The sequence below is a fragment of the Burkholderia sp. L27(2015) genome (genome assembly GCF_009765705.1).
GTDB lineage: Bacteria > Pseudomonadota > Gammaproteobacteria > Burkholderiales > Burkholderiaceae > LMUX01.
In genome coordinates this window covers 370,009-384,341 of sequence record NZ_LMUX01000021.1, presented here as the reverse complement: position 1 = coordinate 384,341, position 14,333 = coordinate 370,009, and the positions used below count along the sequence as shown (strand labels likewise).

At 58.8% G+C, this 14,333-nt stretch carries 12 protein-coding genes; 5 read left to right on the top strand and 7 right to left on the bottom strand.

The window, feature by feature from the left end; genetic code table 11:
• Window positions 1-154: 154 nt before the first annotated feature.
• Complete coding sequence (locus tag GSQ77_RS20120) at window positions 155-337, top strand: hypothetical protein (protein WP_158904534.1); 183 nt, start codon at window positions 155-157, stop codon at window positions 335-337.
• A 135-nt stretch (window positions 338-472) separates the two neighbouring features.
• On the opposite strand, the gene GSQ77_RS20115 is transcribed toward GSQ77_RS20120, so the two are convergent.
• The 3 genes from GSQ77_RS20115 to GSQ77_RS20105 form a co-directional block, all read right to left on the bottom strand.
• A complete protein-coding gene (locus GSQ77_RS20115; protein ID WP_158904533.1) occupies window positions 473-1,864 on the bottom strand; it encodes a chloride channel protein in 1,392 nt (463 codons plus the stop codon).
• Window positions 1,865-2,121: 257 nt separating this feature from the next.
• Entirely contained in the window at window positions 2,122-2,310 is a 189-nt protein-coding gene (locus GSQ77_RS20110; protein WP_158904532.1) for a hypothetical protein, read from the bottom strand.
• A gap of 239 nt (window positions 2,311-2,549) precedes the next feature.
• Window positions 2,550-3,209 (bottom strand): surface-adhesin E family protein, encoded by a 660-nt coding sequence (locus tag GSQ77_RS20105; protein ID WP_158904531.1) that lies wholly within the window; start codon window positions 3,207-3,209, stop codon window positions 2,550-2,552.
• Between the two features lie 172 nt (window positions 3,210-3,381).
• Between GSQ77_RS20105 and GSQ77_RS20100 the strand changes: the two genes are divergently transcribed.
• The 3 genes from GSQ77_RS20100 (at window position 3,382) to GSQ77_RS20090 (ending at window position 9,202) form a co-directional block, all read left to right on the top strand.
• Window positions 3,382-4,059 carry a hypothetical protein gene (locus GSQ77_RS20100; protein ID WP_158904530.1) on the top strand — a complete coding sequence of 226 codons (678 nt, stop codon included), beginning with the start codon at window positions 3,382-3,384 and terminating at the stop codon, window positions 4,057-4,059.
• Between the two features lie 139 nt (window positions 4,060-4,198).
• Window positions 4,199-7,048: an EAL domain-containing protein gene (locus tag GSQ77_RS20095; RefSeq protein WP_158904529.1), complete on the top strand. Its 2,850-nt coding sequence runs from the start codon at window positions 4,199-4,201 to the stop codon at window positions 7,046-7,048.
• Between the two features lie 582 nt (window positions 7,049-7,630).
• Complete coding sequence (locus GSQ77_RS20090; protein ID WP_158904528.1) at window positions 7,631-9,202, top strand: sigma 54-interacting transcriptional regulator; 1,572 nt, start codon at window positions 7,631-7,633, stop codon at window positions 9,200-9,202.
• Window positions 9,203-9,495: 293 nt separating this feature from the next.
• On the opposite strand, the gene GSQ77_RS20085 is transcribed toward GSQ77_RS20090, so the two are convergent.
• Window positions 9,496-9,645 (bottom strand): hypothetical protein, encoded by a 150-nt coding sequence (locus GSQ77_RS20085; RefSeq protein ID WP_158904527.1) that lies wholly within the window; start codon window positions 9,643-9,645, stop codon window positions 9,496-9,498.
• A 696-nt stretch (window positions 9,646-10,341) separates the two neighbouring features.
• Here GSQ77_RS20085 and GSQ77_RS20080 point away from each other — a divergent pair.
• On the top strand, window positions 10,342-10,620 hold the full coding sequence (locus GSQ77_RS20080; protein ID WP_158904526.1) for a hypothetical protein: 279 nt from the start codon (window positions 10,342-10,344) through the stop codon (window positions 10,618-10,620).
• Between the two features lie 4 nt (window positions 10,621-10,624).
• Here GSQ77_RS20080 and GSQ77_RS20075 read toward each other — a convergent pair whose 3' ends face one another.
• From GSQ77_RS20075 to GSQ77_RS20065, 3 genes are all read right to left on the bottom strand, one after another.
• Window positions 10,625-11,581, bottom strand: a complete 957-nt coding sequence (locus GSQ77_RS20075) for a tripartite tricarboxylate transporter substrate binding protein (protein WP_158904525.1) — start codon at window positions 11,579-11,581, stop codon at window positions 10,625-10,627.
• Between the two features lie 63 nt (window positions 11,582-11,644).
• Window positions 11,645-13,120, bottom strand: coding sequence for a lyase family protein (locus tag GSQ77_RS20070; protein ID WP_158904524.1), 1,476 nt, complete (start codon window positions 13,118-13,120; stop codon window positions 11,645-11,647).
• A gap of 84 nt (window positions 13,121-13,204) precedes the next feature.
• Window positions 13,205-14,155, bottom strand: coding sequence for a LysR substrate-binding domain-containing protein (locus GSQ77_RS20065; RefSeq protein WP_158904523.1), 951 nt, complete (start codon window positions 14,153-14,155; stop codon window positions 13,205-13,207).
• Window positions 14,156-14,333 lie beyond the last annotated feature (178 nt).

The window sequence follows — 14,333 nt, the reverse complement described above, 5'->3', positions numbered from 1 at the left end:
CGAGTGTTACGCAGAAAAAAATCAAATGTTAAGTTTTGCAGTGCTAATCTTATATAGTCAATTCACATATGAAGAATATGGGAGCTTCCATCTCGTATCAATCTCGGTCGGTCTTATTCGTACTTTTTTAGTGTGGATGAATCCGTCTGGGCTCGTGTCTGAAATTCCGCGCTTGCGGTACGTGCGGGGCGCAGCGCTCTCAACGCACGTGAGGGTTTCCGGCGACGATTTCGAGGTTAGCCTTGAGCGTCAGGCTGATCTCGAATTACTGGAAATCAAGATCAACATTCCGCAAGCCTGGGCCGACGGTAAAGGGGGGGCACGATTTTCGTCGTGACTCCCTCTCGATATGATTAATTTCTTGAAACGAAATTAAAGTGAGATGGACCGACGGCGAGTGCGAATCGCAACGCACAACCAGCGCGCGACCGGAGAGAAATCCGGCGCCTCAGAGTCCTGAATAGGACTCGACTCAGATCTCGGGTGTTTCGGCAGCCACGTCAGTGGCCACCGCCTCGTCCGGCCCCACCCCTGGCACCTCGGGCGCGACAGTCGACGACGCGGTCGGAGTAATGTAACGCTCGGACAGCGCTTCATAAAGCGGCGGCGCCAGCAAGCGCGAGACACGGCTCGAAATGAGCGCCGCGGCCATCAATGAAATCACCAGCGCGTGGCCGTTGATCATCTCCATCACAATCACGAAGGCGGTAATCGGCGATTGGGTCACCGCGGCGAGATAGCCCACCATGGCCAACGCAATCAGCAAGGGCAGCGAGATGTGGCCGAAGATCATATGCAGCACATTGCCAAAGCCCGCGCCGATGGCCAGCGATGGCGCGAAAATGCCGCCTGGAATGCCGGGCAAATACGAACCCACCATCGAAGCCATTTTCAGCAGCGGATACAGTGCGCTGAGATGCTGGGTGCCGTCGAGTAGCCCGCGCGCCTCGGCGTAACCGCTGCCGAAGGTGCTGCCACCGGCCACGACGCCGATCACCGCTACCCCCAGCCCGCAACACGCGCTGAATACCACTGGGCGCACGTGGCGCAAGTGCTGGACGCCGGCAGGCAGCCAGCGTGCGGTGTTGAGCAACAACCAGCAAAAGCCGCCCCCGGCCAAGCCGGTTACGACACCGGTCACGATCACGGCCACAATCAGCGAACGGTCGAAATCGGACGGCACGATCATGATGGTGCCGAAATAGGTGTAGTTGCCGTTCAACCCCAGCGCCACGACACCGGCGAAAATGATCGCGGTGATCAGCACGCCGCTCGTACGCTGCTCGAAGCTGCGGGTCAATTCCTCGATGGCGAAGACGATGCCGGCCAGCGGCGTATTGAATGCCGCCGACAAGCCCGCCGCCGCCCCCGCCAGGATCAACTGCCGCTCTATCATCACATGCGAGCGCTTGTAGAAGCGCCGCATCGCGAACATGACGGCTGCGCCGACCTGCACGGTCGGTCCTTCGCGACCGATCGTGAAACCGCCGAGGATGGCCAGAAACGAGATGCCGACCTTGCCGGCTGCGAGTTTGAGCGTGAGCAGGCGCTTGCCGAGTTCAGTCGGGTTTTCATGCAAGGTTGCAATGACCTGCGGGATCCCGCTGCCTTCCGAGCCCTGGAAGTACCGTCGCGTGAGCCACGCACATAACGCGCTTGCAGCGGGCGTAATGATGAGCGGCGCCCAGAAATGAGCCTGCTGTATGGATTGGAAGTAGGAGAAACCGAAATCGATCAGCCGCGCATAAAGCACCGCGATCAGTCCGACCAAAATCGCTCCGAGCCAAAATACGCCGTAATCGTGCCACATGCGTCGCAAGTGCCGCAACGTTCGGTCGGGGAGTTTATGTAGGGCGTCGATCATGGTCTGCTGCTGGGAGATGGCTGGCCTGAATTATAACCAGTCATATCACAGCGTGAGGTATGAGGCCATCGATTACGGCCCGGCGACGCTTTTCGCTGCACAAAGAACAAAAAAACGCCCACGTCGGGGAGGCGCGGGCGCAGAGGAAATGCCGCAGCGCACACGCGCACACAGCATAGAAATAGACTGAGGGTTGTGGGCGAAGTTCCGAAAGATTTTCGCGGAGTGACAAACGGTGCAGGGTAAGCGCAAGCGGATCAGGCGAGCAGCGCCGGCAGGAGTTCAAAGGTGAGCACGGCGAGCACCGCCAGCACGTTGACGCATATCGCTTCGATGACAAGGCCGAGTAAGCTGCGCGGCTGGAATCGCAGGGCAATGATTAGCGTGGCTAGCAGGGCAACGCTAATCATCATGATGACATCGGCATTTTGCAAATGAAAAATCATGGCGCGCTCCCGGGCAGGTGGCGATATACCTTGAATTAAGTATAGATACGCCAGCGTCGCGTCAAAATAATCCGAATCTAGGTGCTTACCCTAAAAATGCCCTGGGCATGCAATCGGGACGGGCCCGGGCATGCAACGGAGACACGCCCGAGACGCGTCCCGATTGCATGCCCGGGCCAAATATTCCGAGCCGCACCCATCATCCGACGCGCCAATACCCGTTTTGCGCCGATCGCGTGTTACGGCAGTTCCTGTGTTGGCCGGTGCGTCGTATCGATCCCCCGCGCCGGTGCGGCCGAGCCAGGGCTCGCCGAGTAGGCTCCCGAGAGTCCGGTATCGTTGATCGGCGTGTTTGCTGGCTCGGCCGCGCCATTGGTGGTCGCTGCGGCATGCAGCGGTGCGGCCGGCGGTGTGCAGGCCGCGTCTATCATGATGGCCGCGATGCTGCCGGGAGCGGGCTGCACGAGTTGCGGGACGACTGCGTTGGGGCCCGTCCAGGTGTAGATGACGCGCCCGTCCGCACGCGGATCCGAATACGCGACGTAGGATTCCATCGCGGAGGCGCGCCGTTCGCAGTCAATTATTTCGCGGCGTTTGTAAGAGCGATAAACAAACGATTCGGCCGTCGTCACCGGGGCCGGGAAGTCGAAAAGAAACCAGGCGTGCGTGAGATTTTCCTTCGGTTGGTCGGAAATCAGATCGTGCAGCCATGAAGTCACAGCGCTATCCGGCCGGATAATCGACGTGAAGTCGATGGAGACCTGGACGGCGGTGTTGGGCATCGCACCGATGGTTGTCCAGCTATCGGCCCAGGCGGCAGTGCTCGATAAACCTGCGGCGAGACCCGCTATGCAGGCCGCTTTGGAAATCGAGGCGAAGCGGGGGAGCCGGAATGTCATGATATGGTCGGAGGTTCGCAAAAAAAGAAGCCTCATTTTTGCCGTTTTTCGGGCCCCGCGCAATTTGAATCGGCTAACTGGGTCGACTAACTGAGGCATTGACGCATCAGCTTGAGCCCAGCGCCGCGGCATACACGAAGATTTCACGCATGCAATACCCCACTTTGACTCGATGAACGCTACTCCTCACTCGCTTCGACGCGTCGCCAGCCTGCTGTGCTTGCTCGCCGTGGTCACGCAAGCCCATGCCGTGCCGCCGGACCCGGGGGCCGCATGTGTCCGGGCACTCGACGCGGATCCCGAGCTGCAGCCGCTCGCACAAAAAACGCCGCTGGCCTTTCCGAGCCCTCGGCGGCGTACGCTGACGCTAGCCATGCAATCGGACCCGCGCAAGGTCGACGACGACGACAAACCGCTGGTGTCGGCATGGACCCAAGCGCTGCAGCATTGCTTCGAGCTAGGTCGCGATTTTCGCGCGCACGTTCTGACGCCCGAATCGCAAGCGATACTCCAAAGCCAGCAAAACGATCTGGAAGATTTGCTGGGCAAGCTCTACGCCGGAGAGCTCAGTTACGGCGATTTCAATCGGGCTCGGCAAGACATCTACGACAAGCACGCCGAGCAGGCGTCGAGCACCGCGCAAAAAATGTTGGACGATCGCGCCGCGCAAGCGTTGGCTGCCCAGCAGGCCACACTGGATGCGCAGCGCCACCTGGGGGATAGTTCTAATGCAGACGACACTTCCGTGCCGGGAGTGCCGGGGGTACCGGGCATGGCGGGCTACAGCGCAGGGCTGAACACGGATGGCATTGCACGAGCCCTGCACTTGCCGGCCGTGCCCTCAAAATGATAGGAGCGACGCAACAGTGGGGATAATCGCTAAAAATTGTCCCAGCGCGCTTGTTATGACCCGAAATTCTAAGTAAAGTCGTTCGGGTGGGCCGTTCTCAGCCCGTCATCACGTCGGGGCCACGGCAGTGGATCGAGTTATGAAGAGTCCGAAAGGAATCACCCGTCTTGATCTGAATCGAGCCGCTTCGGTATCAAAAGCGGTGATCCTGCCGTTTCTGTTGATCATCACGCTGCAGATTTTTCTGGGTATTTTCAGCCTGGAAGTGATGACCGATATCCGCGCTTATACCCAAGGCGAGAGCCGCTGGTCGAAAGCCCAGAAGGCGTCGGTGCGCTCGCTCAATGTGTACGCGGCGACGGGTCGTGACGAAGATTATCAGCAGGCGCAGCGCTTTCTCGATGTCACGCTGGCCGACCATGAGGCCCGCCTCGGTATGGATCAAGCTGTGCCGGATTACGCGGCAATTGGCGCAAACATGGTCAGGGGCGGCCTCAGGCGCGGCGACACCGATGGCATGATCTGGCTGTACCGCAACTTCGGGTTCGTCCCCGATCTGCAGCGTGCCATTGCGATCTGGGTCGAGTCCGACATCGAACTCGACAAATTGCGCGTGCTGGCAGGACAACTGCAGCAACAAATCCAAACTGATCCCAGCGATCGCGCCAGCATCGACGCGCTGCTCGCGCGCATCAATCGGCTCGACGACACGTTCACCCAGCTCGAGGAGGGATTCTCGGACGCGCTGGGCCGTGCCGCCGCGGTCACGCAATGGGCGCTGAAGCTGGCCATATTGGGCGCCGGGTTCAGCTTGTTTGTGCTCGGAATACTGTATATGCGGTGGGTTCTCGCGAAGAACCTGCAATATCAGGACATGCTCAGGAAAAATACCGAGCGCTTCAATCTCGCCCTGGAGGGCAGCAACGCGGGTTTATGGGATTGGGATATTGTCAGCGATGAGATCTACTGTTCGCGGTGGATCCAGCGTTTGTTGGGGTACGGCGACCAAGACGTCAGATATAGCGCCACCCAATTCGTGCAGTTGGTCTACCCGGCGGATCGCTTGCGTAACCGGCTTGCGCTCGAGGCGCATCTGTCGGCCGCGGCGCCCTACGATATCGAGTTGCGCATGTGTGCGAAGGACGGCAGCGTGCGATGGTGCCGCGTGCTCGCCACGGCCAGCCGCGACGCGCTCGGCGTTCCAACCCGTATGGTCGGTTCGATGTCCGACATTACCGAGCGCCGGGAACAGGACATGGCGCTCTTTGCCGAGAAGGAGCGCGCCCAGGTTACGTTGGCATCGATTGCCGATGCGGTGATCCGCACCGAGATGGACGGCACGATCAGCTACCTCAATAAGGCGGCCGAAAAACTGCTGAAATGCGAAGCGCATCAAATCCGTGGCCGGCCGCTCATGGAAATTCTGCACGGCGTGTCCGACACGAATGGCCAGCCGATCAAAGACCCGGTCGCGCAGATTGTGGGGGGGCGGCCCAGCGTGGCCGGCGCCGCGCAAAGCATCCTGCTCGTGCGCGCCGACGGCAGCGAAGTGGCCATCGACCAATCCATCGCGCCGATCCGCGACCATACGGGCGCGACCGTCGGCACCGTGCTGGTGCTGCACGACATCAGCCGCGAGCGTGAACACGCCGAGCAACTGCTGCATCAGGCCACGCATGACGAATTGACCGGCTTGCTCAACCGGCGCGCGTTCCAGGCGCAATTGCTCAATCATTTGAGCGCCCTGCACGAAACGTCGGCGCAACACGCATTGCTCTATCTGGATCTGGATCAGTTCAAGATCGTCAACGATACCTGTGGACACCAGGCCGGCGATGAGCTGATCCGGCAGATCGGTACGATCTTGAAAGCCCGCTTGCGGCCCGGCGATTGCTTCGCGCGGCTGGGTGGCGACGAGTTCGGTATCTTCCTGGCCGATTGCCCGCCGCCGCAAGCATGGCAAAGGGCCGAGGAGATCCGCCGTACGGTCTGCGAATTCCGCTTCGTCTGGCGCACCAAGTTCTTCTCTGTCGGCGTCAGCATCGGGCTGATCAATTTCACCGCACGGCAGTTTTCATTGGCCGAGCTGATGAGCTTGGCCGACATGGCCTGTTACGTGGCCAAGGAGAAGGGCCGCAACCGGGTCCACCAGCATGCCGGCGACGACCTCGAGCTGTCGGTGCGCCAAGGGGAAATGAAATGGGTCACACGCCTGCGCGATGCGCTCGATCAGCAGCAGTTCTGCCTGTATGCGCAACCGATCGTCGATCTGCGTAGCGACCAGTTACCGGGTGCTCACATCGAAATCCTGGTGCGCTTGCAGGGCGAACCGAATACGCTGATTCTGCCCACCGCGTTTCTGCCCTCGGCGGAACGCTATAACCTGATGCCGTCGATCGACCGTTGGGTCGTCAACGAGACGTTCGCGACGCTGGCCAAGCGCCAAGTTTTCAGCAACGGCGTGCCGATCAAAACGTGTGCGATCAACCTGTCCGGATCGTCGATCGGCGATCCGGAATTTCTCGCGTTTGTGTTCGAACAGCAGTTGCGGCATAAGGTGCCATTCGAGCTGATCTGCTTTGAGATCACCGAAACTGCCGCGGTCGCGAACCTGACCGATGCCTTGCATTTCATCGAAGCCTTGCGTGCGCGGGGCTGTCGATTTTCGCTGGACGACTTCGGCGCGGGCATGTCGTCATTTGCATACCTCAAACACCTGCCTGTCGATTATCTAAAAATCGACGGCGGTTTTATCCAGGACATCGCGAACGACCCGACCGATTTTGCGATGGTTCAGGCGATCAACACGATCGGTCACCTAATGAAGAAACTCACCATTGCCGAGTTTGTCGAGAACCAGGAAACGCTCGAGATCTTGCGCACGATAGGCGTCGATTATGTGCAAGGCTTCATCCTAGCGAAGCCGGAACCGTTCACGGCCGAGTTCGTGCCGCAGTGGCCCCGTGCCACTCGCCATCCGGCGCTCTGACGGCCGCGATTGAAAAGAAGTCCTTATTTCGTGAAGCAGGCTTGAACCTACGTTGGCGGGCTATCGTTCGATTGAGTTGGGCTTAGCATGCACTGGGCTTTCAAACGGCTTTCTGTCGTTTAGAACCCACGCGGGTAGGCCAGCGCTAACATTCCATGCGCGGGCGCACGTACACTTGGATGGCCGCACGCAGCACGCTATGAACGAGGGTAAAACGTCGTCGTGGCCTAAGTACATTCCCTTATGACGATGTGTAGCAGGCCTTTCGATCTTGGGATAGGCCCTGGCTTTAGTGGGACAACACTAACAAGAACAAGCATCGGGCGCAGTGACCCATGGCATCATGCATAAAATGCATACCGCGATGCACAATAGGCATTAGCTTTGTATTTTGACATTTCTTAAAGTCACGACTTGCCGAAAAAATGACTATCAGAAGCGGTCAGTAGAGCCATGTTAGATACGCAATCGCGACGGCCACAAGTGCGGCGATCTGCAATCTAACCCGGAGAGCTAACCCCGGAGATCCACCCGGACCCTAACCGTCAGCCGAACTCACGGTAAACGAACGAGAAGATTTTCATGCGCATTGACGTCTGCTTTGTGGACCGGGTAGGCATCACCCATGATCTGCTGGCCGTATTACGCAGCCGGCATATCAATCTGCTCGCGGTCGAAATGTCGCCGCCGCATTTGTATATCGACGCGCAGACCTTGCTGTCGACGTCGTTCGCCGAATTGCGCACCGCGCTGTTACAAGTACGGGACGTGCTCGAAGTCACGGCGCTCGATATCCTGCCCGGCGAACGCGAACATCTGCATTTCAATGCACTGCTTACGGCCGTGGTAGACCCGGTATTTGTGGTCGACGGCAACGGTGCAATCATCTCCGCAAATAAAGCGGCTGAGTCCGTGACGGGCCAAAGCGAGGACGAACTATGCCAGTTCGCGCTAGGCGAGTTGTTATCCGATCCCGAATTACAAGCCACCTTGCTGGAAAAACGTTTCGGCGTCCCCCAATTCGAAGCCGGTATCGGCGATACGCGATTTTTGGTGCAAGTGCATCCGGTCAAGATGGAGCCGGCCGGCGATGGCCGCATTGTTGCCGGCGGCGTGCTCACTCTGCGTGCGCTTGGGCCTTTGCCGGCCCACCGGCGCGCGATTCCAGAACTGGATGAAGCGGGCTTTGCGGTGATATTGGGCGAATGCGGGCCGATGGTCTCGCTGAAGACCCGCACTGCACGCTTGGCTGGATTGGACGCGCCCTTGCTGATACTCGGCGAAACGGGGACTGGCAAGGAACTGGTTGCGCGTGCTTGCCATGCCGCCAGCAAACGCAATTGCGCACCGTTCCTGGCCTTGAACTGTGCCGCGATGCCGGAGAGTCTCGCGGAAAGCGAGTTGTTCGGTTATGCGCCGGGCGCGTTCAGCGGGGCACATCGAGGCGGCAAACCGGGCTTGCTCGAACTGGCCAACCACGGCACGGTTTTCCTCGACGAAATCGGCGAGATGTCACCGTATCTGCAGGCCAAGCTGCTGCGCTTTTTGAACGACGGCACATTCTGGCGCGTTGGCGGCGATCGCGAAATGCGGGTGGATGTGCGCATCATCAGCGCCACGCACCGCGATCTCGAACACATGGTGGCCGAGAAGGTGTTCCGCGAAGATTTGTTTTATCGGCTCAACGTGCTGAACTTGCGCCTGCCCGCGCTGCGTGACCGCGCCGGCGACATCGGCCTGCTGGCCCAGTATTTTGCCGATCAGGCTTGCCTGAAAATCGAACGGCCGCGCTGCCGGGTCACGCCTGCGGCGCACCTCGCGCTGCGCGCCAATCCGTGGCCGGGCAATGTCCGGCAGTTGCAGAATGTGATTTTCCGCGCGGTTGCGATGACCGATAAACCGGCGATCGATGTCGACGATCTCGAACTGGGCAGCGTGTCGGGGCAAGAGCGGGGGCACGAACGCGTGCAGCCTGCGCCTGCCGAAGGGCCTGACAGCCTGGACGAAGCGCTCGCCGCCTTCGAGAAGAATCTGCTCGAAGATTTGTACGCGCGTTATCCCTCTAGCCGGCAGTTGGCCGTGCGCCTGAAGACCTCGCACACGACCGTGGCGAACAAACTGCGCAAGTACGGTATTCGACGAGAACTCGCTTAGTCGAGCCGATCACATCGTCGAAGAGCAACGCATCTGCAATGCGGCCAATTGCTACCGTTTTTATCCGATCGTGCAGGGGAAGTGAGTTATTTTCGCTTCTGGCGCGTGTGTTCTGGCAGAAACGCTGGCTGGACAGGGAGGGCTGATGGACCGGTGACGGCTAGGCCCCACGCTCAGCAGTGGTTTGTTTTGATCAAGTTCGACGGCAGCCCGCTCAAACCGGGTTCGCCTGCGCGAACTATTTTTCCAGCGTAGACCTTAAGCGACCGCGTGTGACGTAATCACAAGCGCAATCACTCTTCCAGTCCGCGTGGCGTGACATCCCAAATATCGCCGACGTTCCGAGTGCGTATAAAGCCGCAAAAAAGCACGCAGGACAGGAAAACGCCGAGGACAAAGAACATCAGCGCCGTGTCGGATAAGTGGCTCGTTGCAATAATCATAGGGATTCTCTGCTGTAAGTATGCGTGAAGTGGTTATCGACGGCGTGAGCTGCGTCCGGAGGACCGCCAAGTACACGGGGTTTGTGCGCTCTTTCCAGTTTCTCCTCTAAAACATACGTGCGCGCGTTGGAAAACCTTTGCCCAACCTATCCTTGACCTTACTAAATCGACTCAGGAATAGCGTATTTCGAGAATTTTTTCTGCCTATACGGCGGTCAAGTAGTCGTTACGCGACGAGCTATTATATAACAAAAGAAATATCGACCGATTTACACTTCGAGTCGCGTAATTATTACCTTTCTTACTACTACTTGATGATTAGCATACTCGTACATATTAAATGGTGCGACCCGTTTTTACCCGCTAAAGTTCCCATACATTTATCTTAGGCTTTCAGCTCGGACGTCCCGCAGATTCCTTTTTTTCCCTCGCATCGCCGGGTTCCGTTGCTCCACGCGGCTGTGCCCTGGGCCGATGTTCGCGAGCATGAGAATGGGCCGATTTCAAGAGTCGCAACCTTAGGGTTCAAGGTGCGTCGTTTTTGCAACAAATAAACTTTCAGCGCTCGTGCGTGTCTATCCGTAGCGCAATTTCGAGATGTTGGCGTTTTGAGGCTGGGTCGTGTCGTTTCTCGACTCGAATAGGACCCCATGATCAGAGTAGGGATTGGTAACGATCTACCGGGAGGGCTTCATCATGCAGCACTGGATTCTGAACTGGCCTGTGCGTTACGCGCACACTCCGGAAAAGCATGCGAAAAAAGCGATGGATGAACTGCGTCTGCAATTGTTCCAGGCAGAGCAGCGCGTTCTCGACGCGCAGATGCAAGTTGACTATTACCGGGCTCGGCTGGCATTTTTCGAAAATGTGGCACGGCTAGGCATCGAGCGTGTATCTGACCAGCGCAACGGCTCCCGAGAAAACAGTCCCCAGGCCTTGCCCACAGGCCCCAACAAACTGACTGCGCTTCAATAGCGGCTTACTCCGGTGCGACGCCTGCCCGTTTCATCAGCGCACTCCACTTCACGGTCTCCGATGTGATGAACGAGGTCAACTGTTCCGGCGTGGATCCGATCGGCTGGATCCCGTCGGCGGCGAACTCCTTCTGCACTTCAGGCGTTTTCAGCGCGGCGACGACCGCATCGTGCAACTTTTGAATCACCGGCGCGGGCGTGCCTTTCGGCGCTAGCAACGCATACCAGACATACGATTCATAGCCCGGCAGACCGGCTTCGGACATGGTGGGTACGTTGGGCAGTGCAGCTGAGCGCTGCGGTGTGGTGACAGCGAGTGGCCGCAATAGCCCCGCGTCTAGAAAGCCCTTGGCGCTGCCTACGCCTGCAAATGTCGCCTGCACTCGCCCCGCGAGGACATCGGTGTACGCGGCGCCGGCGCCGGTATACGGCACGTGCACCATATTGATCTTGGCCATCGACTCGAGTAATTCCATAGACAAATGCAGGCCGCTACCCAGGCCGGTCGATGCATACGAATATTTCCCCGGGTTCTTTTTCACTACGTCGATGAACTCCTGAAGGTTCTTCGCAGGGAAGGATGGATTAACCGCCAGAAAATACGGTGCCTCGCCGATCACCGAGATCGGGGCAAAGTCCTTTTGCGGGTCATAGGGTAGGTGTTTGAACAGGCTTTGATTGACCGCGACTTGCGCCGTTAGCGGCAGCACCACGGTATAGCCGTTCGGCGAGGAGTTCGCCACATACTGCATGGCGATATTGCCGCTGGCGCCGCCCTTATTTTCGACGTAGACCGACACCCCCAGCACCTTCGACAACGCGACGGCAAGCGGCCGTCCTACGGTGTCCGCACCGCCGCCGGGCGCATAGGGAAGAATGATGCGGATCGGTTTATCCGGATACTCGGCCATCGCGGACATGCAGAATGTCATGGCGACGAAGAAAAGCGTCAAAACTCTCATGCGTTGTCTCCTGAATCGTTATTTGTGTTGTTCGCTTTACGACCCCGGCTTTACGACCGAGCTTTACGACGATTTGCCGCGACGGGCGGCCAGTTCCCGGGTCAGGCCGACGAGATGTTCATGTGCCTCATCGAGTTGCTGCCGCGCGGCACGATTCCAATCCAGTGCTGCGCGCGCCGAGCGGCTCTCCACGTCGAGCATGCGGTCGACCTCCGCGCGTTGCGGGCCGCCCAAACCTCTGCGGTTGAAGATCATCCGTCGCGGGTCGGTACATTGTTCGTAAGCGTTTTCATTGAGCGGGAACGGCACGCCATTTTGTTGCTGGTAAAGCTGCGCGGCCTCGTTGTAACCGATTTGTCCCAAACGCTTCTTTTGCGCGCGGCCATGGTCGGTGAGTACCGAGGCGAAGTGATGGCCGATACGAAACGGCACGTTCGCCTTCTGCATCAGGACGTCGGCAATTTCGGTGACTGTCGAATAGTCCGCATCGACTTCATCGCGGGCTTGCTGCTCATCCACCACCAACCCTTTGACGATTTTCGCCAGCAACGCGAAGAGCGCGACGGGGCGTTTCGCCGGCAGCGGGTCATAGGACCGGTAGTCGAACATCCCCGTGCGCACGTTATGTGCCAGCAGGAACGGCCCTTGCATGTCGCTAAGCAGCAAACTGCTCTGTGCGCGCAGTTGTTCGAGCGCAGCGGGGTTGCGCTTTTGCGGCATCAAGCTGCTGATACCCATCAGTTCCCCCGGTTGCAGCGTCAGCCAGGGTGTGGGCGAAGCATATTGCGCATGCAGATCCTGCGCGAACTGCCCGATCTGCACCGCGCAAATTGCGAGCGCGCCGGCGAATTCGAGGCAGCTATCGACCGGAGCGAGGTGGTTCGCGTCGTAGGCGTTTTCCACCACGCCCGCGAAGCCAAGCAGGTGAGCCAACAACATGCGATCGATGGGAAAGCTGGAAGTCGACAGCGCGGCCGTGCCGAGCGGGCTGACATTAAGCCGGCCATAGGCTTGCGCGAGTCGTTCGAGCTGACGTCCCAGCGCGCTCGAGAAGGCGAGCAGGTAGTGGGCAAACGTCGTGGGCTGTGCTTGAACGCCATGCGTGTACGCGGGGATGATCGTGTCGCGATGCCGTGGCGCGAGCTCGACGAGGCATAAGCGCGCCTGCGCCAGGGCCTCGTAGGCGTCGAGAAGATCCTCCCGCAGATTCATCCGCGAGAGAGTGGAAGCGATGTCTTGCCGGCTACGCCCGGCATGGACCAGGGACGCTTGCGGACCGATCAGGTCCACCAGTCTTTTCTCGTAGTCGAGATAGTCGCCCGACGTTTGCTCACTCGATGTCGGATCCAGGGCCAGGATGCCGTGTGCGATTACGCTTGCGTCGGCGTCCGACAAGATCGCGGTGTCAGCGAGCATCACGATCGATGCTTTATTGATTTGACTCAGAAACGCTACCGCGCGCGCACCGCCTCGGAAGGCTTCGTTGACGTCTTTTGCTGCGTACGCGCTGTTGGGTCCGGCATCGTGCTTTTCAGACATTGGCTTTCCAATCTGACTAGAGTGCTAGCACTTTGAGCGGCCAAGATCATGCGGTCAAATGACTTTTTTGGAATAAATCATGCTCTACAGTGCATGGTTTTGCTGTGCGCGAGCCAACTCGGCCTTCAGCGCTTCCGGTGTGAAGTGCGGCAACAGCATCTGGATAAAGTCGAAGGCAAACGTCTTCAGCACGTGGTCCGCACGCAGCGTCAGCATCGCGGCGGACGACGGGAACAAATGATCGACATTGATTTTCCGCAAGGTCTCGTCGCTCTCATGTTCCACCGCCATTTTCGGCAATACGGCGATGCCGATTCCCCTTGCGACGTAGGCTTTTACGACATCCACATCCATGGCCCGCATGACGATGTGCGGCTGCATGCCGTACATCTGAAATGTGCGCTGGACTACGGCGCCCGAGGTGAATCGATCGTCATGAACGATCCAGGGCCACTGCGTCAACTCTTCGATGGTAACGCTGCCGAGTGCCAGCAATGGGTGACCGGCTGGCACGACGAGGCAACGTTCCAAGTCGTAGGCCTTGATCGCGAAAATGCCGGACGGCGTGGCTTGCGGCAGCGTACTGAGTCCGATATCCATGGTGCCGTCTCGCACGCCCAAATAGATCTCTGGCGGCGTGCCGACCGAATATTCGAGTTGGACCCTGGGATAGATCTTCAAGAAGCGCTCGGTGACCGAAAGCAAACGGTAGCGGGCGTGAAGATGGGTCGTGCCGACGCGGATGATGCCCTCGACTTCGGGACCACTGTTGGACGACTTCAATTGCTGCAGCGACTTCGCATCCTGAAGCACGCGACCGGCCAACGCGTAGGCCTCCTTTCCGACATCGGTCAGACCGATCAACCGATTGCCGCGGCGCACGAATATGTCGATGCCGAGTTCCTCTTCGAGCGCGCGGATCATTTTGCTCACGCCCGGCTGGGTGCTGAATAATGCCTCCGCGGTTCGCGAAACACTGAAGCCGTTGACGACGACCTGCCTGATGCAGTTGAGCTGTTGGAAAGTCAGTGCCATGCGTTAGCGCTCAAGTAGGGTGGGAGGGGGCAACGGTGTAAGGGTGACGGGTGTAAGGTTGAAATAAGCGTCGGCTGATCGACAAAAAAGGCGGCGAAGGACCCAGGCTTTCAGCGAGCTTTCTGTTACTCTTGCGTCATCGAGGCCGCCTATTCTTGCGCCTCAATCTCCAGATGTC